This is a genomic window from Marinobacter sp. MA, from assembly GCF_048298425.1.
Lineage (GTDB): Bacteria > Pseudomonadota > Gammaproteobacteria > Pseudomonadales > Oleiphilaceae > Marinobacter > Marinobacter salsuginis.
The window spans coordinates 2,809,428-2,831,032 of the sequence record NZ_CP103058.1; the positions used below are offsets into that span (position 1 = coordinate 2,809,428).

General features: G+C 57.6%; 18 protein-coding genes and 4 tRNA genes. 10 read left to right on the forward strand and 12 right to left on the reverse strand.

Going from position 1 to position 21,605, the window contains the following annotated elements:
* Positions 1-49: 49 nt before the first annotated feature.
* A complete protein-coding gene (locus NUW46_RS13010) occupies positions 50-310 on the forward strand; it encodes a hypothetical protein (RefSeq protein ID WP_008177453.1) in 261 nt (86 codons plus the stop codon).
* Between the two features lie 4 nt (positions 311-314).
* On the opposite strand, the gene NUW46_RS13015 is transcribed toward NUW46_RS13010, so the two are convergent.
* The gene (locus NUW46_RS13015; RefSeq protein ID WP_069183172.1) at positions 315-806 is read right to left on the reverse strand and encodes a cell division inhibitor SulA; all 492 of its coding nucleotides are present in this window, start codon (positions 804-806) and stop codon (positions 315-317) included.
* 42 nt (positions 807-848) lie between these two features.
* The gene (gene lexA, locus NUW46_RS13020; RefSeq protein ID WP_174805002.1) at positions 849-1,460 is read right to left on the reverse strand and encodes a transcriptional repressor LexA; all 612 of its coding nucleotides are present in this window, start codon (positions 1,458-1,460) and stop codon (positions 849-851) included.
* A 225-nt stretch (positions 1,461-1,685) separates the two neighbouring features.
* Between lexA and NUW46_RS13025 the strand changes: the two genes are divergently transcribed.
* The 3 genes from NUW46_RS13025 to NUW46_RS13035 are packed head-to-tail and all read left to right on the forward strand — an operon-like array spanning position 1,686 to position 4,150.
* The gene (locus NUW46_RS13025) at positions 1,686-2,687 is read left to right on the forward strand and encodes an amidoligase family protein (protein WP_418140276.1); all 1,002 of its coding nucleotides are present in this window, start codon (positions 1,686-1,688) and stop codon (positions 2,685-2,687) included.
* Positions 2,680-3,414: a gamma-glutamyl-gamma-aminobutyrate hydrolase family protein gene (locus tag NUW46_RS13030; protein WP_069183169.1), complete on the forward strand. Its 735-nt coding sequence runs from the start codon at positions 2,680-2,682 to the stop codon at positions 3,412-3,414. The genes NUW46_RS13025 and NUW46_RS13030 overlap by 8 nt, the downstream gene beginning before the upstream one ends.
* Positions 3,415-3,445: 31 nt before the next feature.
* Entirely contained in the window at positions 3,446-4,150 is a 705-nt protein-coding gene (locus NUW46_RS13035) for an SIMPL domain-containing protein (RefSeq protein WP_418140277.1), read from the forward strand.
* Positions 4,151-4,152: 2 nt separating this feature from the next.
* Here the strand turns inward: NUW46_RS13035 and NUW46_RS13040 are convergent, their stop codons facing one another.
* Both NUW46_RS13040 and NUW46_RS13045 read right to left on the reverse strand, forming a co-directional pair.
* Entirely contained in the window at positions 4,153-7,836 is a 3,684-nt protein-coding gene (locus NUW46_RS13040; RefSeq protein ID WP_418142040.1) for a translocation/assembly module TamB domain-containing protein, read from the reverse strand.
* A 74-nt stretch (positions 7,837-7,910) separates the two neighbouring features.
* Positions 7,911-9,560 (reverse strand): autotransporter assembly complex protein TamA, encoded by a 1,650-nt coding sequence (locus NUW46_RS13045; RefSeq protein WP_418140278.1) that lies wholly within the window; start codon positions 9,558-9,560, stop codon positions 7,911-7,913.
* 291 nt (positions 9,561-9,851) lie between these two features.
* Here NUW46_RS13045 and NUW46_RS13050 point away from each other — a divergent pair, with 291 nt between their 5' ends.
* Positions 9,852-10,859 carry a hypothetical protein gene (locus NUW46_RS13050; protein WP_418140279.1) on the forward strand — a complete coding sequence of 336 codons (1,008 nt, stop codon included), beginning with the start codon at positions 9,852-9,854 and terminating at the stop codon, positions 10,857-10,859.
* 45 nt (positions 10,860-10,904) lie between these two features.
* A complete protein-coding gene (locus tag NUW46_RS13055) occupies positions 10,905-12,392 on the forward strand; it encodes an amidase family protein (RefSeq protein ID WP_418140280.1) in 1,488 nt (495 codons plus the stop codon).
* A 54-nt stretch (positions 12,393-12,446) separates the two neighbouring features.
* On the opposite strand, the gene NUW46_RS13060 is transcribed toward NUW46_RS13055, so the two are convergent.
* A tRNA-Met gene (locus NUW46_RS13060) sits at positions 12,447-12,523 on the reverse strand.
* Between the two features lie 99 nt (positions 12,524-12,622).
* Positions 12,623-13,960 (reverse strand): acetyl-CoA C-acetyltransferase, encoded by a 1,338-nt coding sequence (locus NUW46_RS13065; protein ID WP_418140281.1) that lies wholly within the window; start codon positions 13,958-13,960, stop codon positions 12,623-12,625.
* Between the two features lie 393 nt (positions 13,961-14,353).
* Between NUW46_RS13065 and NUW46_RS13070 the strand changes: the two genes are divergently transcribed.
* Entirely contained in the window at positions 14,354-15,760 is a 1,407-nt protein-coding gene (locus NUW46_RS13070) for a 3-oxoacyl-ACP reductase (protein WP_418140282.1), read from the forward strand.
* Between the two features lie 41 nt (positions 15,761-15,801).
* Here NUW46_RS13070 and NUW46_RS13075 read toward each other — a convergent pair.
* The 6 genes from NUW46_RS13075 to NUW46_RS13100 form a co-directional block, all read right to left on the reverse strand.
* Positions 15,802-15,877 (reverse strand) — tRNA-Val (locus NUW46_RS13075).
* A gap of 24 nt (positions 15,878-15,901) precedes the next feature.
* Positions 15,902-15,978: transfer RNA gene (locus tag NUW46_RS13080), tRNA-Asp, on the reverse strand.
* Positions 15,979-16,044: 66 nt separating this feature from the next.
* Positions 16,045-16,120 (reverse strand) — tRNA-Val (locus tag NUW46_RS13085).
* Positions 16,121-16,282: 162 nt separating this feature from the next.
* Positions 16,283-16,528, reverse strand: a complete 246-nt coding sequence (locus tag NUW46_RS13090) for a hypothetical protein (RefSeq protein WP_069183164.1) — start codon at positions 16,526-16,528, stop codon at positions 16,283-16,285.
* 49 nt (positions 16,529-16,577) lie between these two features.
* Positions 16,578-17,450: a DUF2846 domain-containing protein gene (locus tag NUW46_RS13095; RefSeq protein ID WP_418140283.1), complete on the reverse strand. Its 873-nt coding sequence runs from the start codon at positions 17,448-17,450 to the stop codon at positions 16,578-16,580.
* A 139-nt stretch (positions 17,451-17,589) separates the two neighbouring features.
* Positions 17,590-18,561, reverse strand: a complete 972-nt coding sequence (locus NUW46_RS13100; protein WP_418140284.1) for a hypothetical protein — start codon at positions 18,559-18,561, stop codon at positions 17,590-17,592.
* Positions 18,562-18,856: 295 nt separating this feature from the next.
* Here NUW46_RS13100 and purE point away from each other — a divergent pair, with 295 nt between their 5' ends.
* The 3 genes from purE (at position 18,857) to sodB (ending at position 21,331) form a co-directional block, all read left to right on the forward strand.
* Positions 18,857-19,348 carry a 5-(carboxyamino)imidazole ribonucleotide mutase gene (gene purE / locus NUW46_RS13105; RefSeq protein WP_418140285.1) on the forward strand — a complete coding sequence of 164 codons (492 nt, stop codon included), beginning with the start codon at positions 18,857-18,859 and terminating at the stop codon, positions 19,346-19,348.
* A 214-nt stretch (positions 19,349-19,562) separates the two neighbouring features.
* The gene (locus NUW46_RS13110) at positions 19,563-20,681 is read left to right on the forward strand and encodes a 5-(carboxyamino)imidazole ribonucleotide synthase (RefSeq protein ID WP_418140286.1); all 1,119 of its coding nucleotides are present in this window, start codon (positions 19,563-19,565) and stop codon (positions 20,679-20,681) included.
* Between the two features lie 71 nt (positions 20,682-20,752).
* Complete coding sequence (sodB, locus tag NUW46_RS13115; protein WP_014577657.1) at positions 20,753-21,331, forward strand: superoxide dismutase [Fe]; 579 nt, start codon at positions 20,753-20,755, stop codon at positions 21,329-21,331.
* Positions 21,332-21,605 lie beyond the last annotated feature (274 nt).

The window sequence follows — 21,605 nt, forward strand, 5'->3', positions numbered from 1 at the left end:
CGCTCCAATTGCCGGTTACACTGATCTGATTAACTTGAAGGTTTACTGAATGTCACCATCGTTTTTTGAAATTGTGCAACTGACCAACGGCGATTACGCCCTGCGCCGCATTGACGATGACAGTGCGCCACTGGTGAAGATCTCATTCTCGGAGGAAGCCCGGGAAATGATGGAAGACCGTGATATGTCTGTTGCTAAAGCAATGATCGCCGCAGGTATCGAGGCGGTCGGAAATGTTGCCCACGATATCGACTGGGAAGACGACGAACTGGACGCTTCAGACGCCCAGCCCTCCTACACTCTCCACTGAGTCATTAACGCTGCCTGAGAACGACCCCATGGCTGTTGCCTTCGGCAGAGGCTTTTTGCAGGGACTCAAAGGCAGCGCGGCCCAGTTTACGGGTCCACATGACCACAGCATGGCAGGTGCCTGCACTGAGGGCTCGCTCGGCCAGTTCCTGCGCGGAATAATCCGACGTTGAACGAAGCACTAGCAACTCACCAGCCACGATCCCATGCATTTTCTGCCACTTGCTGACCAATGCCTGAGGCGGATCAATCCAGGCCAGCCAGCGCTTTTCCTGGTTCAGCTGCGTCAGCATGGGCAACAGCAACTGAAAGTTTTCCACCTGGCCTTCCGGCAAGATGATTTCCGTCACATTGCCAGAGACCTTGGTCTCGTTGGATTCCGGAGAACGTCGGGCACGAATGACAGAGCGTCGCTCGCGGGCGGCGGTTGCCGGCACTGAACAGGACAGAGCATTGGGATTGTAAGCCAGATTCTGATTAAAGCTCATTTGTTCCATAATTCACCCGTTTTCCAATCTATCTGAGGTTATCCGTACTGATCAGTGCAGATCAGAGCGTCGGATAACACCCACACCCAGGCCTTCGATGAACAATTCCTGCTCGGTAAGGTCTACTTCAATGGGTGCGAATTCTTCGTTCTCGGCAATCAGGTAGACTTTCGAGCCTTCCTTGCGGAAACGCTTTACCGTAACCTCATCGCCGACCCGGGCAACGACCACCTGGCCGTTGTGAACATCCTGGGTGCTGTGCACTGCCAGCAAATCGCCATCAAGAATGCCGATATCTTTCATACTCATGCCCCGGACCCGCAGTAGATAATCTGCCGAGGGCGAGAAGAACTCGGGCTGGAGCGTGCAGTGATCCTCAACGTGCTCCTGGGCCAGGATCGGACTACCAGCGGCAACCTGCCCGATCACCGGCAGCCCAAGATCCTCCTCTGCCTCTGGCAGCCGGATACCGCGGCTGGCCCCTGGCACCATCTCAATGGCCCCCTTCCGAGCCAGCGCACGAAGATGCTCCTCTGCAGCATTGGCCGAACGAAAACCCAGTTCAGCTGCGATTTCAGCACGAGTTGGCGGATAGCCGGTCTCATCGACGTAGCGGCGTATGATATCCAGTACCTGTGACTGCCTTGCTGTGAGTTTCATCAAGCTACTCCGTTGTATCGGGGTCGGTGCCAGTATCCGCAGTCCGGGAATGCCTGCTCCGGATAGCCTGCTTCAGGCGCCCTGTTTTTTTATACAGTAAACTGACTATATACAGTGTTTTATCCAGTGTAAAGTCAGGCCCGTGATTTTCTTGCATTGGGTTAACCATGATGATCAGCAGCGGTGTGATATGGTTAGTGTTCAAGCCCTCACAAGTCAGGAAGTAGCATGACGCAAGCCAGTAGTTGCAGGATGCCTGATATCCTAGAGACAAACGAAGGCCGGGAACGCCGCGTGGGTGTCGAGATCGAATTGTCTGGTCTGGGCTACGATGAACTGGTCACCCTGGCAGCAAGGCTTCTTGAAGGGACGCCGGTGCTCCAGTCACGCTACGTGACCAAGCTGGAGACCGCACTCGGCGAATTCACAGTGGAACTGGATTCCGACCCGATCAAGGACCTTGATCTGGCCGATGAACGCCTGCCTCAGTCGATCCGGGAACTGGGCGGCCAGGCGATGGATGTGATTGATGCTGCCGCAGAACGGGTTGTGCCCCTGGAAATCATCAGCCCACCCCTGCCTTTCTCCAGCCTGGAGACTATCGAATCTCTCGTTGAAGACCTCAGGAAAGCAGGCGCTCTGGGCAGCCGGGATGCCATCTATTTTGCCTTCGGCCTCCAGTTGAACCCGGAACTGCCCGATCTCAGCCCGGAAACAATGGTTCGATACTTCCAGGCGTTCGCGGCGCTTTACGACTGGCTCAAAGACCGGCATCAACTGGATGTCAGCCGCAAATTCACCACCTATATCGAACCCTGGCATGGGCGCTATACCGAGCTTTTGATGGAAGACAACTACCGGCCCAACCTCGGTGAGCTGATGGAGGACTACCTGGAGTTCAACCCAACCAGGAACCGGGCGCTTGACCTGCTGCCTCTGTTTGCTCACCTGGACAGTGAGCGTCTTGAGCGTCATGTTCACGATCCGCGGATCAAGAGCCGGCCAACCCTGCACTACCGGCTGCCGGATTGCGACATCGATAATCCGGATTGGCATTTTTCTACCGTGTGGAACGATTGGGTGGTACTGGAGCAATTGGCCAACAATCCGGACGACCTGGCGGACATGCGGCGGCTGTTCCGGGAGCGACGGAAGCTCAACCTGCATAACCTGACCCACAGCTGGCAGGAAACCACCGACGACTGGTTGGCCAAGAACGGGTATGTCTGAGCCGTTTCCCGAACAGGAACTTGAGGTTCCCGGCCTGACCATTGGCATAAGTGGTCCTGCTCGCAAAAGCCTGGCCCATCGCCTGATCAGCCTTGGATTGCGTCTTCACGGCGCTCGTACCCACTACATTCGTCCCGGGTCGCGGGTGGCCGTAGCAATGCTTGATGGCCTGGTGCTCTCCGGCGGCACCCATGTCCATCCTGAGCGATATGGCCAGGAACCCCAGGTTACCGCAAACTATGATCGCAAACGGGATGCGACCGATCAGTCGCTGCTGGAGCAGGCCGAGGCCATTGGCATTCCCGTGCTGGGGATTTGCCGCGGCGCGCAATTCATTAACGTTTTTCATGGCGGATCGTTGTGCCAGAACGTGACCCCGCTGAGGGTCAACACCCGGCATCGGCCTCTGCTGTTGCCCCTGCAAACGGTGCGACTGGTAACGCAAAGCCGGCTTGAACAAGCCATGCGCTCGCCTGTGATCGGCGCCAACCGCATTCACAGCCAGGCGATCAAACGCCTGGGCCAAAATCTGCGTGTAACCGCCGTGGATAATGATCTTTTTGTGCAGGCCATTGAAAGCACGCAAGGTCAGTGGCTGACGGGCATCCAGTGGCATCCTGAATATCTGCTTTACCACGGTGGGCACCGGCGCATTTTTGGCCAGTTCGTGGATGCCGCCCGCCGATTCAAACTGGCGCGCCTGGAACCGGATTCCGGCGAAGCCTGATCCATCAACGGTTGCCAAAGGAGGCAATGTCATGAACGGAAGGAACCCCAAGCTCCGTTTTAACCTGAAATCCCGTTTCCTTATTGCCCTGGCTCTCACAGTGCCAACCCTGGCGATGGCGGGCGAGGTGACGCTCACCGGTGAAGGCAGTGTCCGATACGAGCCGGACAGCGTCAGGCTTCAGTTTACGGCCAGTGCCGAGCACGAATTGCCGCAGAAGGCTACTGAACGTGTAGCTGCGCTGATGGAGCAATGGCGGGAGGGGATTGGCAAATACCGTGACCAACTCAACGACTATTCAGACGCCACCGTGAACCTGTATACCCGAACCTTGCCTGCACCCGAGCGGGATGAGGAGCCTCGTAAACAGGCCGTGGCTTCACAAACCATCAGCTTCAGCATAAGCGACCTTAACCTGCTCAACCCCCTCCTCCAGCAAGCCCAGTCTCTGGGCCTGGATTACCATCTGGGCCCACACCAGTTCTTCCACTCGGATGAGACCGGGATGGAGCAGGAAGCACTTGCCAGGGCAATCGCAGACGCGAAGGCCCGGTGCCAATTCGTGGCCAATCAGCTCGACCAGACCTGCGGCGATGTTGTCACCATCAGCATCAATGGCGGGCACCGCCCGGTTCCGATGATGATGGCCGAGGCCAAATCCATGTCGGATACAGTCGCAAGCGTGGGGGAGCGGGAAATCCGCGCTTCGGTGAGCGCGACCTTCGAACTCGACTGAGTTCAGAAATCCCGTGTGTAGAAAATATCCAGGGAGGCCGCCAGACCACTGGCCGCCTCCAGGTAGAAGTATCTGCCCAAGTCGTAACGCAGTGCAACGGTCGTGATCGGCTCGAAAATGCCGACACCATAGCGAACACTCAGCTCATCCGTCAGGTAGCCGCTGGCCACCACTGAAGTCTGATCGCCCGAGCCCTCTGCCTCAAGTGTCAGTTGGCGGATACCGAACTCCTCACCAATCTGCCCGGTTACCTTGCTGGCCTGGGTCAGCCCCAGCGAAAGCGCAGCCCGGCTCATCTGGCCTTCGTCGCCCTGGCTTTGGGGGGGCCTGCCAAGAATCACGTAGGACAAAGCTTCAGTCTGCGGCATATCGGGATTGGAGAACACCTCAGTCTCGGGTGATTGCACCGGCCCCGTCAGACGGATACCGGCAACCACGGTATCAACCCGCCGCACGGCTTCGATATCCAGATAGGGTTGAGCAAGATTGCCAACGAACAGGAGCCTGGCACGCCTGAGTTCGAGTTCCTGACCGTAGGCCTCATACTGGCCATTAACCAGCTGGAGTGTTCCCCGGGTATCCATATCATTGCTGATCCTGAGGGACCCTTCGAGATCGCCTGTGACGCCGAAGGCCGAAAACGTCACCTGATCCTCACCCACCACGACTTTCACATCCATGTTAAGTGAGCGAACTACGGGTTCCTCCGTCTCAACACCTACGATGACTTCGTCTTCAGAAACCGAGACGGCCTGCTCAGGTAGCCCCTTTATCTCGATGTCCCCTCTTGGGACTGCAACCTGTCCGGCGATTTCCAGAGTGCCTTCACGGAAAACCAGGGTCAGGTCCGGCTCCACCTCAACCTGGGCATAGGGCTCCACACTGAACGGTACGCGCTCCCCGGAAATCGTGATTTTCCCCCGCGGCGCCTGTTGCCAGTCGACCTCGCCATCCACGATGGTCTGACTCCGGGCATTGCTCTGGATCCTGCCGCTGATCTGTGCCGAATAGCCCGAGAATTCAATAGTGGCAATCATCTCCTCAATGGGCAGCGGCAACCGGGGATCTGAAACCCGGCCATCCACCAGATGCAATTCGCCGGTCACAGCCGGCTTCATCAACGGGCCCGAAAGCTGACCCTGGCCATTCACTTTCCCCGCCACCTCATCAAGCCCGGACAGCAATCCTGCAAGGGCGATATCAAGCCCTTCCAAATTGAACGAACCCTCGATGTTGCGATTTTCGGAGTTCGGGTCCAGCCCGATGTCCAGTTCAAACCTGCCCAATTGGGGGCCAGCCAGACGAACGGCGACATCGGCCTGTCGAGGTTTGAGGGTGACCTCGGTGGTAAAGGCATCATAGTCGAGGTCTTCCCACTCACCATCGACCAACAGCTGGAATTCGCCATCACCGGCATCAAGATACACGCGACCATCCGGCCCTTCCGCCGTGGTGGTAAAATCGATCTCGCCATTTAACCGCGCATTCCAGCGCACGGTTTCCGGAAACAAGGGCGCCAAAGCGAGCGTTGGGAACCGGCTGATTCGGTAGGCGATATCGGGAACCGGAAGCAATGTCTGATCGTCGGCGCAAACGGTGCTTTGTTGCCAACGCCAACAATGGCTGCCAAAGGTCAGTTCACCGTTGGCACCATAGGCAAGGGTCGCTGGTGACTCCAACTGCCATCGCTGCGACTGTTCCGGAACATTTATCACCCCGGTTGATAGCTGCCCCTGCCAGGTTTTCCATTCGGAACCAGCACCACCCTCGAAAGCCAGTTCCAGGTCGGCTTCGGAATGCTCAGCCCTCAGGCTCACGGTGTGCTGCCCCTGAGTGCCATTCGCCTGGAGCGTGAGCGTTTCAAGCTCCTGACCGCCCCCACCTATATTCTCCGCTTGCAACTGGCTTGTGAGCCTCAGCCCGTCGTCCAGGTCGGCCTCAAGGCTCAGGGTTTCAATGGTCAGCTGGTCGCGCCAGGCAAGGTTTTGGCCGCCCGCTCTCAACTCTCCCACCGGACGCTCCGGCGTTCCTTCAGCCATCAGGGTCGCTTCCAGATTGCCGGTCAGGCCGGGGAGTAAGATCTCGGGCTCAGGCAGGTTCAGGGCCAGATCGCCCCGCAACAGCTCGCCCCAGGTACCGCTTCCTTCTACCAGGTTGGCACCGATCGCCAGACTCAGCCCAGACAACTCTAAGCTACCGGATGAGGTATCAAGGCGCCCTTCGAGGGATGCAGGATTGGAACGCCAGTCACCCTCGAGGTTCCAGGTGGCGTTCATGGCAGGAATGGGACCGTCCCCGAGCTGCCCTTCGGTGGTGACATCGCCACTCAGGCTGGCTTCAAGAACCGGCACCCAGTAACCCGGATTGAAATTCTGAAGGGCCAGGGCTGCCTGCCAGGACAGTGAGCCGGCAAAGTTGACCGATCCGTTTCCGGTCAGCGACCCGGCGCCGGTGCTGATTCTCAGATCGGTCAGTGTGGTTTGCTCGTTGTCACCATCCACCGTGGTAGACAGATCAGCACGGCCCTGAGGGCCGTCAACGCCCGCTTCAAGCTCCGCATGGTAGCTTCCCTCTCGCCAGGACACCGTGCCATCCAGCGACTGAAGCGTAACCGCCGGCGGTTCAAGGCCCGGGACCAGGGTGTACCAGGGAAACCCGCGCAAGCGGACATCGGCACTGGCCTCCAAGACCTCACTCCAGGCCACACGCCCGTTGGCCACCACCGTATTCCGTTCACTGCCATTCGAGCTATCCGTGGCCAGTTCAATACGGATGCCCTGTGCCGCCTGCGTGGTCACGAGGCCCTCAAGCGCCAGCTGCACCGGCCCGGTTGTGCCGGGCAGTCGTGCTCGCCCCTGTGCACGGAACCCCTTCTGCAGACTGCCACGGGCCTCCACAGACCAGTCGTTGAGCACCAGGGTCTCTGGCAGCGCCTCAGTTGCCCGGAACTGGTCCGAGGTTATCCTGAGTCTTGCTGGCAGGCTGGGATCGAGCGGCGCGACCTGCCCCGAGAGTTTGGCATTCAGATAGCCGCGACTCGTGGCTGCCACCATCAGATCCCGCACGCTGCCAGAGAGTGTTGCATCCAGCGTCCACTGGTCACCGTAGGGAGGTGGAACCTCTGCCCTGACCTCAAGATTGACGGGCCAGTCCCGTCGGGTTTCTATCCGGCCGTTGGCAGAAACCGTGTAATCACCCAACCGATACCAGGCGCGCTCGATGGTCCAGTCAGCACCCGATCCGCCCGCGTCCAGCTCAAGCCGGTCCCAGACCCTGTTGCCATTGAAGGTGAAAGGGCCCATCCGGACGCCGCTGATATTCAGCGCCAGAGGCAAGTCGAGCCCAGGCAGCGTTATTGCACCGCCATCCCCCGATTTATCCGCCGGGGGCAACTGGGTAACCGCAAGCGTCTCTGCTTTCAGACCGTCAACACAAAGCTGTTTCCTGAAGAGGCAGGAGGGCGACCAGTCCACGAAAGGCGATTCAACAATAACCTCTACCCCATAACCTCGCCACTGGAGACGATCAGCCTGCCACTGGCCAAACAGCGAGCCACGGTCATTCTCGACCTGCAGCCCCGGCACCTGTTCAATGACCCACGCGGTACCTGTCTCGGAACGCAGGGCCAGCAGGACCGCTGTCAGCAGCACGATGGGCGCTAGGATCAACACTCCCAGACATACAATCAGCCAGAAGCGAAGCCGATGTGAACGGCCCGGCTCGTTCCGCCGGTTGTCTTCGTGTCTTTCTGGTGTCTGCGTCAAAGCTCGGGCCCCATGGAAAAGTGAATCCGCCACTCCCCGCCAAATTCGCGATCCAGCCCTTTGGCAACGTCGAACCGCAACGGGCCCACCGGGCTGATCCAGCGAACGCCAATACCGACGCCGGTTGCCAGGGGGTCGTTAAGATCATTGATGGCATTGCCATGATCGACGAACACCGCAGCCCGCCATTGGTCGGCAAACTGGTACTGATACTCACCGCTACCCACCATCAAAAAACGGCCGCCCACCGGCACACCGTTTTCGTTTTCAGGCGAGAGTGTTTCATAACCATAGCCCCGGACACTTTGATCGCCACCGGCAAAAAAACGGAGGGACGGCGGCACATCCGAGAACCGGTTTGTGGCAACGGCTCCTGCCTGAAACCGGCCGACAAAGCGGTGCTTGCTGGCTAAGGTAAACAAGCCCTTCACCAGCGCATTCACGTGCAGGATATCCACATCTGAGAGCACAGCCCGATGCGAGCCGGTAACATCAAACTGCAAACGATAGCCGCGGGACGGGTCCAGAGGCGAATCCGCGTGGATCTTGGAGTAGCCTGCGCCCGGGAGCAGAAGCGTGCTCGTGCCCTTCTCGTCGTTGCCGATATTGAACCGTTCGCCCTCCCAACGCAGTGAGAGTACCTGGAGCCAGCCATTATCAAGTTGATGCTGCCACTGCTGGCCTAGGGTCAGAAGTTCCGATTCAACATTCTCGATATCCTCCCGCTGATATCCGGCCGTCAGACGGATCAGATCCGTCATGGGCGGGTCCAGAGGCAGTTCGTACCAGGTACTCAGATTCTGACGGGGCACCGAAAGCTCCGTTTCCGCACCCCGCTTGTGCCCCATGGGATTGATCCAGTGCTCCCGCCATGTGCCGCGGAACCGCGGACCCACGTCGGTCGAGAAACCGACACCGGCCGACACCGAGCGCGCTTCACGCCGAGTCAGGCCTACGCTGACGGGAATGACACCATTTTCGGCTTCTTGCGGTGAGATATTGATGTCAACATTGCTGAAATAACCGCTATTAAGTAGATCCTTGTTCAGCCGGGCAATCTCGTCGGCATGATAGGGGCTCCCCGGTTCAAAGGTGACGAAATCCCGCAGAAGCTCGATCTCGAACCAATGTCCCTCCTCGAAAGTGACCTCTCCCAGCTGATATCGCTGACCACTCTCATAAATGAGCGTGATTTCGGCGCTGCCCATCGCCGGATCCACTTCCAGGCTGCGAGTGACAAACCGGCCGTCGAAATACCCCCTGCGCCGGGCACGGGTCTGGATGGTGTCTCTCAGCTTGGCGTAGTCGCCGTGATTGAGAATATCGCCCTCTGCCGGATGTGGCGGCAGATCAGAGGTAAGCCTTTCATCAGCCGCAGCCTCGCCCCGGATCTCCACGATCCGGGAGGTGACTCTTACCGGCTCACCGGGGGTAATGGACAGGGTGAGCGTCGCCGTTGTATCCGAGTCGCCTTCTTCTATCCGCCAGTCAATCAAGGGCCTGTAATACCCCAAGGCACGCAAGGCTTCCCGGGCCTGCTTGACAGCCGTGGGGGCATATCGCCTCAAATTGCCGGCGCTTCGACCTTCAACCTCACCAATGAAAGCCTCAGCGTTCGATTTCAGCTCCGGATAGTCTCCTTCCATATTAACAACCACCTGCTGAGCAAAAACCCACGACGGCAGCGAGCAGAGCAGGAAGATCAGAAGCCGGACCCGGCCCGAATTCACGACTTGGTAGATTGATAGCATCCGGCTATTTCAGTGTTGGTGGTAACAAGAAGGATTTACGTCAAAGCGTGGGAGTTTAATGGCAGACGGTCAAGTTAATCCATGGTTGGCCAATCGGCCGGCTTTATCCGGCCACAGGGCGAGTCGTTTGTGGCGTCGAAATAAGCTAACCTGTCAGATACTTAGCAACAGACCGGGCCTTGGCGAATGCTGAAGATAAATCGAGAAAACCTGAAGTCCAGCCACCAGCTTATCTGGTTCATCATTGATTTCCTGATGCTTGGGCTGCTGATCATCAACCTGGCCTTCATTATCTGGGACTCGATCTACAACTTTGTCGCGGTTCAGAATCTCCTGAAAGAACACGCCCCCGCTATTCAGTCCGCCTACCACCCCATTCATGAACGCTTCATCTTTTACGATCTGATCTTTGTCAGCATCTTCCTGACCGAGTTCTTTGTACGCTGGGGTTATGCCATAAAGGCCAAGGTGTATGACCGCTGGTACTTCTACCCGTTCATCCACTGGTATGACCTGGTGGGCTGTATTCCCGTAGGAAGCCTGCGTTTCCTGCGTATTCTGCGGGTGATCTCGATCATCTACCGCCTGCACCAGTACAAGATCATCGATATCACGAACACCAAAATTTACCGCTTCGTGAATTTCTATTATGAAGCCTTCATGGAAGAGCTTTCCGATCGCATCGTACTCAAGGTGCTCAGTGGTGTGCAGCAGGAGGTCAGACGCGGCTCACCGTTATTCGACAAGATCCAGGAGGATATTCTCTACCCCCGGAGGGACATGCTCTCAGACTGGATCTCCAAGCGGGTTGCCGAGGCAGCCCAGGAAGGCTATGTACCCAACCGCGGAGCGCTGCGCAGCTATCTGGAGGACCGGGTCGATAACGCCCTCAAGCAGAATCTTGAACTGTCGCGGCTGAAATACCTGCCGGTGGTCGGCCCCACCATTCAGGAGACCCTGGAAGAAGCCGTGGGAGACATCGTTGCCAACGTTATCCACCAGATTCTGGAAGACCTGGCCTCGGCCTCCAATCACGCCTTTATTGAAGACATCGTGAACGTGTTCCTGCCGACACCCGGAGAAGTGAGAGCCAACGAAACCCAGAACGAAGCATTGATCAATCTGATTATCGAGATCATTGATGCGATCAAGGGGCAGGTTAAAGTGAAACACTGGCGGTCCGAGCTGCCTTGACGAACCGGCGAGATTTTCCAGAAACCAACAACAAAGAGAACATCCATGGATGCATCGCACTTGCCACTGCACTATCAATCCGCCCATGACCTTTTGGCGCAGCTGGAGGCGGGCAGTCTGACCAGCGAAGCCCTCACTGCAGCAATTCTGGACCAGATCCGGAAGCACAATCCCGCTATCAATGCCGTTGTGACCCTGGATGAACAGCTGGCACTCGCCAACGCCCGTCAGGCCGATGAACAACGTGCAGCTAACGCGTTGAAAGGCCCTCTCCATGGACTGCCGCTTACCCTCAAGGACACCTGGGAAGTGGCTGGTATGACTTGCACCGCAGGCGCGCCGGCCCTCAGAAACCACAACCCGGAATACCACGCTGATGTCGTACAGAGGCTGGAAGACGCCGGCGCCATTATTCTGGGCAAGACCAATGTGCCCATCTACGCCACGGACCTCCAGAGCTACAACAAGCTGTTCGGGGTCACCAACAACCCCCACAACCCGGCTCACACTCCGGGGGGCTCCTCGGGCGGCGCAGCGGCTGCTCTGGCCGCCGGCATGACACCCCTCGAAGTGGGCAGCGACCTGGCCGGCTCCATTCGCACGCCGGCCCATTTTTGTGGTGTGTTCGGCCACAAGCCAACCCGCTCCCTGGTCTCGTTTCGCGGCCACATTCCCGGACCTCCCGGCACCCAATCCCGGCCCGACCTGGCCGAGGGCGGCCCGATGGCGCGTAACGCCCGGGACCTGGAGCTTCTGCTGAAAGTCATTGCCGGGCCACGGCCAGCCGAAGAGCGAAGCTGGGCGCTTCACATGGCACCGTCAGTGGTTCAGGGACTCGACCAGGCGCGGGTCGGCTTCTGGCTTGAAGACCCACTGTGCCCGGTAGAGCAGGAACTCACCGAAGGCTATCAGGCCCTGGGAAAATCACTGGCAGAGCGGGGCGCACTGGTCACGGAAGCAAAGCATCCTTTACTGAGCCTTGAGCATATCCTGCCCGCTTACTTCAACCTGCTCGGCACTCTGCTCAGTACCTCCCTGAAACCTGCCCAGCGCCGGCAAATGAAATGGATCGCGCGACTCGAACCCTGGCTCAAATTCCTGGGCCCGATGACGCCATTTATTGGTGAATACGGAAGGGGCGTGAACCAGCCTGTGTACCAGTGGATGGCCTGGAGCGAAATGCGGGAGAAAATGCGCGCCGAAATCGAATCCCTGTTTCAGGAAGTGGACGTTCTGCTGACGCCGGTCACACCAACCACCGCCATCCGACATGACCACACCCACCCAGTCTTCAAACGCCGAATCACCGTCGCCGGCCAGCCACGGGCCTACATGGACCAGTTCTGCTGGATCGCCTTCGCCACTCTGCTGGGGCTGCCCGCCACCTCCGTGCCCATCGGACGAACGCAAGAAGGCCTGCCTTTCAATGTTCAGGTAATCGGTGCACCGGGGATGGATCTAACTACGATCGGGTTTGCAGGACTGCTGGAAGAAGCGGGACTGGCGGGATTTGTCCAGCCAGAGGGATTTTGAAAACGCGGAAGTAAAAACGAGAAAAGCCCGCAAAAGCGGGCTTGACTTCAATAGTGGTAGCGGGGGCTGGATTCGAACCAACGACCTCCGGGTTATGAGCCCGACGAGCTACCAGACTGCTCTACCCCGCATCAAACTGGTTGTTTCTCAGGGAACCCCTGATCAACGTGGCGCGCATGATAAGGGGTGTGATCGACACTGTCAAAGGAAAGTTCCGGGTTTAACCAAACCTACCTCTCCAGAATCGCAGTAACCCCTTGCCCACCCGCAGCGCAGATGGAAATCAGACCCCGACCGCTGCCCTTCTCCTCCAGCAACTTGGCCAGAGTCGCAACAATGCGGGCACCGGTGGCCGCAAAGGGATGGCCGGTCGCCAGGCTGCTGCCTTTCACATTGAGTTTGTCACGGTCAATGCTACCCAGGGGCTTGTCCAGACCCAGGCGCTCCTTGCAGAAAGCCGGATCCTCCCAGGCTTTCAGAGTGCAAAGGACCTGAGCGGCAAAGGCTTCATGGATTTCATAGAAATCGAAATCCTGCAGTGTCAGCCCCGCCTTCTCCAGCATCCGGGGTACCGCATAGGCAGGCGCCATCAGCAGGCCTTCCTTCTTGTCCACGAAATCTACCGCCGCAACCTCCGAAAAGGTCAGCCACGCCTTAACTTCGTAATTATTGGCCTTCGCCCACTCCTCACTGGCCAGCAGCACGCAAGACGCGCCATCCGTCAGCGCCGTGCTGTTGGCTGCCGTCATTGTGCCGTTTTCGCGATCAAAAACCGGCTTGAGCGTCGCCAGCTTCTCCAACGAGGTATCCGGCCGCAGAATGTTGTCCTTCTCCAAGCCTGCCATCGGCGTCATCAAGTCGTTGAAGAAACCTTCCTCATAGGCCTTGGCCAGCTTCTGATGGCTCTCGAAGGCCAGCTTATCCTGGTCCTCCCGGGCAATGTCCCACTCCTTCGCCGTCACCTGGGCATGCTCGCCCATCGACATGCCGGTACGGGGTTCGCCATTTTCAGGCACCTCCGGCTTGAGATGCCCCGGCCGGAACCGCCCCAGAATCTTCAGCCGCTCGCCCGCCGTCTTGGCACGGTTCAAATCCAGCAAAATCTCCCGGAGCCCCTCACCCACGCCAATCGGCGCATCGGACGTAGTGTCGGTTCCGCCAGCGATGCCGCACTCGATTTGCCCCAGGGCAATCTTGTTGGCCACCAGAATCGCCGCCTCCAGCCCCGTGCCACAGGCCTGCTGGACATCATAAGCCGGCGTCTCCGGCGCCAGCCCACAACTCATCACCGCCTCCCGGGTCAGATTAAAATCCCGCGAGTGCTTGATAACCGCCCCGGCAGCCACCTCGCCCAGCCTCTGCCCCTCAAGACCATACCTGTCCACCAGCCCCCGCAGAGCCGACGTCAGCAACTCCTGGTTACTGATCTTGCTGTAGGCTGTATTGGAACGAGCGAACGGAATGCGGTTACCGCCCAGCACAGCTACGCGGCGAATAGCCGAAGGGGCAGCACTGGTCTTCTTTGATGTAGCAGTTTTCTTACGTGAAGTTTTCGATGCTTCTGCCATGATCAAACCATTCCTTTTATGAGATATCGAGATGTTCAAAGGAGCAATGGGGTTGGGCTTCCCAAAACCGTGGAGCGCCAGGGACGGCGCGACCGAGCCCTACATGGGTGAGGCCGAGCGCTTATGAAGCGAAGCTTCATGTGACAGCCGAACGACAGCAATCTGTGATTGCTGGCCGGACCCCGCAGGGGTATTAACGGGCGTGTTTTGGGAAGCCCAACCCCATTGCTCCCTGCACCCAACCTGAAAACAAGTGTAGCGAGAACACCAAGTGCCTCATTGGCACCCCTGACAACACCCTACAGGCATTGAGTCAATCCAAAAACTATCCGATTCTTTACCCTGTAGGACGATTCGCATCCAGCAACCCGAATGCAAAACAAGGAAGCCACCATGTCTGACCTCTATCTTAGAATAGTAAACACCCCGGTGGGTAAAACCGCCGCACAATCCCTCGGTCTGCCAGCACCAGTGCCCCTGAAACGCCTCAAACGTACCGACCAGCCGTTTATTGAGGGCGACGTGCTGATTGGTGCAGCAGCCGGCGGCAAAGCCATCGCAACCATTGGCAGCACCCTGAGCGCCAGTGCCGCCACTCTGCACCATGCCAGCGGCAACGACCGCCTGAACGATTCATCCAAAGCCGGCAACAAAGCTCAACCATTGGATCTGGATTCGGATATCGACCACAAATTCTCGGCCCTGGTGTTCGACGCATCTGGTCTGAAAGGACCCGACGACCTTCGAGCGCTCTACGACTTTTTCCACCCCACCATCAGAAAGCTCGACAGCAACGCTCGCGTTCTGGTCGTTGGCCAGAATCCCGCCACCTGCAGGAAAGCGCCCCAGGCCGCGGCTCAGCAGGCACTTGAAGGGTTTGTTCGCAGCGTGGGTAAGGAGATCGGCAAGAAAGGCTCAACGGCAAACCTGCTGTGGATGGCGCCCGGAGCTGAGAAACAACTGGAGTCCAGCGTTCGATTCTTCCTGTCTGCCCGCTCTGCCTTCGTCTCCGGCCAGGTCGTCAAGATCGGCAAAAGCGATGCGTCGCCCGCAACCAACCCCGTCGCCCCGCTGACCGGCAAGGTTGCATTGGTCACGGGCGCCTCCCGTGGCATAGGCGCCGCCATCGCAGAAACCCTGGCACGGGACGGCGCGACCGTCATTGGTCTGGATATTCCGCCAGCCATGGAAGATCTTCAAAAGGTCACATCCGCCATCAAGGGCAAGGCCCTGGCCTGCGACATTACCGACGACAAAGCACCCAAACTGATCGCCGACTTTATCGACGAGCATTTCGGCGGGGTGGACCTGGTGATTCACAATGCGGGAATTACCCGCGACAAGACTCTGGGCAACATGCCTGAACACTTCTGGGATATGACCATCGCAGTAAACCTGACCGCCGAAGAGTTGATCGACGAGGAACTGGCCAAGCGTGAGCTTATGAAAGACAACGGGCGCATTGTCTGCATCTCCTCCATCAGCGGGATTGCTGGCAACTTCGGGCAGACTAACTACTCAACCGCCAAATGCGGAGTCATCGGATACGTGGAAGCGATGGCCCGACAATTGAAAAACGGGGTGACCATCAACGCCATTGCCCCCGGGTTTATCGAAACCCAGATGACAGCAGCAATGCCGGTCACTATCCGCGAGGCGGGTCGCCGGATGAACAGCCTTTCCCAAGGCGGACAGCCGGTGGATGTGGCAGAAGCTATCGCCTGGTATTGCAGCCCGGCATCCAATGGAGTGAACGGCAATGTTGTGCGGGTTTGCGGGCAATCGTTGATTGGCAAATAAAAAAAGGGCCGATCCGCAAGGATCGGCCCTTTTTCGAAATTTGGTGGGTGGTACTGGGATCGAACCAGTGACCCTCGCCTTGTAAGGGCGATGCTCTCCCAGCTGAGCTAACCACCCGGGAATACTTTCCAAATAAAAAAATGGCGGAGCGGACGGGACTCGAACCCGCGACCCCCGGCGTGACAGGCCGGTATTCTAACCAACTGAACTACCGCTCCGCATCAATTCGGCCCTCGGGCTCGAACCTGAAACCGGATGGGGTGATCCGGTGATGCATTTGAAAGTGGTGGGTGGTACTGGGATCGAACCAGTGACCCTCGCCTTGTAAGGGCGATGCTCTCCCAGCTGAGCTAACCACCCACTTTCAAGCCTTTCAAAAGGCATTCACTTGCTTGGCAGCCGTGCTGTCTCAACCAAGTGAGAGGCGCATTTTAAGCATTTGGCTGGCGGTGTCAAATATTTTCCCGGAATTTTCTTTAAAAACCTGCAAGCCATTCAAAAGCGTACAGTTTTTAAGCAAACTCACTTCCGCCGCGAGGTTTTGACGGCCCGCACAACCGGACGATCCTGCCCCGCCTGCTGGGCTTTCTCCTGCAGGGACAACTCGCTGACACGGCTGCGCCTGTCTTCGGGCACGGCCCGATTCGCCAGGGAACAATTCAGGTCATCCAGCCTTTTTTGCAGATCGCCCCAGCTATCGAGAAGTTGGGGAACAACATCGTCCGCCAGCTTTTCAAATCTGAGTTTAAGAGAATCCTTGAGCGCCATTGTTTTTGAATTTCCCGCGTTTTTCACCTGACGTCAGTGTAGTCAGCACTCAGAAAATCCACCAGCCACCTCCGGATTCTACCTCTTCCCTTCGCTCACGCTCCTGCTCCAGTTCCGCGTATTCCCGCTCCAGTTGCTCAATCTTTTGATCTGTCTCCAGCGGAACGGTGGGGCCACCACCGAATGGCCAGAACCAGGAAGCGGATTCGTACTTGCCCTCTTCCTTCATCCGCTCGATCTCAAGCTCCCGCTCCTCTTCGAGCAACACCAGTTGCCGCTCGTAATCCATGTCTTCATTCACTTCCACAATCGAAGTTGCAGCGTGGTTCGGTGCCAGTAGATCACTGTTGAGGAATCGAGTGGAAACGATCTCATCTGCCTGCATGGCATACTCCCGGGTAACCAGCTGCAGGTCACCCTGGGTCAGCGGGTGGTCCGGATCCAGATCAGGGTGTCGCTGGCCCGGCTCGGAGAGCTCGTTATAACGCAGGTAATAGATCTTTCCGGGCTCGACTTCCAGCGTGGCATCGGCGATCAGGCTCAGACTGAAGGAGTTCATCCCTTCCAGCCCCAGCAGCGGCCGACGCATGGCGATATGGCGCTCCCCGGGGCTCACCTCCAGCCAGGTGAAGCTGTCGTTACGGATGTTGAAATAGTGGGTATCGTCTATGTAGACACTTGGGGCTTCGATCTCGTCTGCAGCCCACTGGGAATGGGTCCGATAGAAGTACAGCACGGCGTTGCGCCGGTCCCAGCTGTCGTTATCAATGTGGACGAAATCATGGCCGGAAACCGGGTGCAGGAACGAACCGACGCTTTTACCAATGGACTGATAAACTGTACACCCGGACACCGCCAGCAACAGAAGTAACGCGACCAGCGGCCGGAGCAAGGGAAAAACGGAAGGCACTCGGGTTTTCATTGTTGTTAACTCTTCATCCTGATTGCGAGTTGCCTGATCATAACAACTGCAAATCCCCAGAAATGAGAGCTACCGCAAGGGATGACTACAAACCGTTACAAAACCCGAAGTGCGATCAAATGAACGCGCTGCGCGCCAGTTACTGCCCGCTGACCTGACTCCGTAGCTGGTTCACTTCTTCAGACAGCCGAACAAGGCGGGAAGTCAGCTGTGAACGGGAAGCATCGATCGACTCGACAGTTCGCTTCAGACTGGACACCTCATTCCGGAGTGCCTGAACCCGGCCATCGCCGGCCAACTCATCCGTCTCCCGCTCCAGAGCCGAAATCCGCCCCTCCATACCACTGATTCCGAGCTTCTGCTCCTGCTCGAATCGGCGGATACGGCTCTCGATCACCTGATCCACATCCGCCAGTTGCTGACTGAGCTTCGTCAACTGATCCGTTGCCTGCCGGCTGGCCTCCTGTAGTGCCGTTATCGACGTCTCCGTCTGTTGTTTCAAAGCGGCAATATCGGCAGAAAGCGACGACTGGGCCTTCTCTACCGATGCCTCAAGTGCAACAATGGCCTGTTTTCCTTCCGCAAGACCGGATTCCAACGCAGCAATCCGCTCCTGCTGATCATCCAGACGCTTCTTGTTGCGCTCATTGGCAATGGCCCAAAGCTTCCGGATTTCACTGTCTGCCGTATCCAGGCGCTTGGTGTGCGCCGCGATCTGCTCCTCCAGAGTCGCTCCCCGCTCCTGCAGGTTCTCCCCCGTTTCCGAAAGTTCTCCCTCAAACCGGGCCAGCGCCAGCTTGCTTTGACGAGCCCAGTAATCTGCCTCCTCAAGCTGCCCTTCCAACGCCTGAACCCGCTGCTCCTGCGAATACCAACCGGCACCGCCCGCCACGGCCAGCACGATCAAGAACACCCAAAGCATGGCCGAGCCGCCACGACCATTGCCGCCGTTACCGCCTTTGCCCCCTTTGGGAGGCTTCGCTGGCGCCGACGGTTCGCCCTTCCCACCGGACGATGGCCTGGACTTTTTCTCCGCCGCTTTCTTCGGCTCGGCGCTACCAATCGGTCGTTCAGCCCTCAGCTCATCATCATCTGGACGAATGGGTTCCATTACAGCTCCTGACTATGGACGGTTAAAACAATAAGGTCCGATAATACCTGTACTTATAAGCAGGGTGAAATAAAGGCGTGTTATTGGCGGACCACACTGAGCTATGGGGCGTGGTTGGGATTTCTTTTCCAGAAATGTCTGAAGCCAGGGATGGCTTCAGTCAAGCGCACATGGAAGTGCTCGTAGCGGTTTCTGGAAAAGAAATGCCAACCACGACCTGCACCAGGCTTTGTTGCATGGTAGGTAGCCAAAACATACAATGGCCGGCTTTCCAATTATCACAGGACTGTTGCATATGCAGCCGCTTGTAGGACTCATCATGGGCTCCAAATCCGACTGGCCCACCATGGAACACGCCGCCAACATGCTCGAAAAACTCGGCGTGCAATATGAAACCAAAGTCGTCTCGGCCCACCGCACCCCGGATCTGCTATTTGAGTACGCCAAAACCGCCGCAGACCGCGGCCTGAAAGTTATTATCGCCGGCGCAGGCGGCGCCGCGCATCTGCCGGGCATGGTTGCTTCACAAACCGCCCTGCCGGTCCTGGGGGTGCCTGTTCAGTCCAAAGCCCTGAACGGCCTGGATTCCCTACTGTCAATCGTCCAGATGCCGGGTGGCATTGCCGTCGGCACCCTGGCCATTGGCAAAGCCGGGGCCACCAACGCTGGTCTGCTGGCAGCACAGATTATCGGCACCTCAGACGACAATGTTCGCCAGGCTGTAGAACAGTTCCGGGCCACACAGACCGAAACGATTCTGGACAATCCTGACCCTCGAGATCAATGATTCGAGTTGGGTGAAGGGAGCCTTCGACGGGAGCTTTTCCAAAACACGCTACAAGCACGTCCCTGTGCGCTTGTTTCGGGCCATCCCTGGCCCTCTACAGTTTTGGAAAAGCTCCCGCCAAAGGCTCCCCGGACTTTTGGTGGCATCCCCAAAATGGTCACCACCGCAGTGAGAAGCCAGAAGATTTAACGCCAAAACAGGCAGGAGAACACAAATGAGAATTGGTGTACTGGGCGCCGGCCAACTCGGAAGAATGCTGGCACTGGCCGGATACCCACTGGCCAAGACCTTTGTATTCTATGACATGTCTGGCAGCCCCAGTGCCGGCCTTGGTGAGGTCATCATCGACCGGGACGGCGAATACCTGGATGACTTCCTCTCTCGCGTCGATCGCGTTACCTACGAGTTTGAACACCTGCCGGTCGAGGTGGCGGAGAAGATTGCCGCCCACAAACCAGTTCATCCCTGCCCCCGGGCATTACAGGTGTGCCAGAACCGGGAAGCGGAGAAGACCCTTTTCGGTCAGTTGGGCATTCCTACGCCAGAGTGGAAGATTGCCGACAGCGCAGCCTCACTGAAAGCCGCTGCCGAGGAGCTTGGCTGCCCGGTGGTGGCGAAATCCAATACCGAAGGTTATGACGGCAAAGGCCAGGCTGTGCTGAGAACGCCCGAGGAAGCAGAGGCTGCATGGGCGTCCATTGGCCACCCCCGCCTGATCGTGGAAAAGTTTGTCGACTTCCGCCGGGAAGTATCGATTATCGCAGTGCGCGCTGAGGACGGCGAGCTGGCGTTCTACCCGATGGCTGAGAACACTCACCACGAGGGGATTCTGCGGTACTCGATTGCACCGGCGCCAAAACTCGAAAAGCATGTTCAGGAAGATGCGGAGCGCTATATAAAGTCACTACTGAACGAATTGAACTACGTCGGCGTATTAACCCTCGAGCTTTTCGAAACAGCCGATGGTCTGGTGGCCAATGAAATGGCCCCGCGGGTTCATAACTCCGGGCACTGGACCATCGAGGGCGCGATGACGAGCCAGTTCGAGAATCACATTCGTGCGGTCAGTGGCCACCCGCTGGGCAATGTGGCACCCCGCGGCGTCAGTTGTATGATCAATATTATTGGCGAGCATGGCGAAATCGATCGCGTCCTTGAACTGCCCTACGCGCACGTTCACCTCTACAATAAGGGGGAACGACCGGGCCGGAAGCTGGGCCATGTGAACATACTGGCCGACAGCTACGAGGAACTGGTTTGGCGGGTTAAGAACTGTGCGCAGTTCCTGCCCGGCAGCCCCGAGTTTAAAAGTTCTTTGACAGCAAAGGGTTGATATAGCTCAAAGCGCCCTTATATTGGGCGAGTGTACATCCACATAAACAGAGAGACAGGGAGAACGACCTCATGGCATTTGAACTTCCCGCACTGCCTTATGAAAAGAACGCACTGGAACCGCACATCTCTCAGGAAACTCTTGAGTATCATTACGGCAAGCATCACAACACCTACGTCACCAAGCTCAATGGCCTGATCGAAGGTACTGACAACGCCAACAAGTCTCTTGAAGACATCATTAAGAGTGCTAGCGGCCCGCTGTTCAACAACGCCGCACAGGTTTGGAACCACACCTTCTACTGGCACTGCCTGAGCCCCAATGGCGGCGGTGAGCCGACCGGCGCAGCCAAGGAAGCCATCGAGAAGGCATTCGGTTCTTTCGAAGATTTCAAAAAAGAGTTTAACGACAAGGCCGCCAACAACTTTGGTTCTGGATGGACCTGGCTGGTGAAGAAAGCCGACGGCAGCGTTGCCATCGCTAACACCAGCAACGCGGAAACGCCACTGACCGGTGCTGACAAGCCGGTGCTGACCGTCGACGTTTGGGAGCACGCTTACTACATCGACTACCGCAACTCCCGTCCGAACTATCTGGAAGCTTTCTGGAACCTGGTCAACTGGGATTTCGTGAACGAAAACCTGGCTTGATCGAAGCTCTGCTTCCAGACACAGACTGCAAACACTGCACTGTGTTAAAACGCCCGCCCCTGGCGGGCGTTTTTGTGTCTGCCATACCTGAGCAATTACAATTTGATACAAGCACACCCTGAAATCTTTGAAAAAATCGCCGATACTCCATGAAGATATCTGAACTCTGAACCATACTTAGCACCAACAATCAGGGTGGGGCCCCAAGCCATCGCCCGAAGTGGGACACTTTCGCCCTGAACAGTGCGGAACACTCGCCCTGCATAACCGGAAC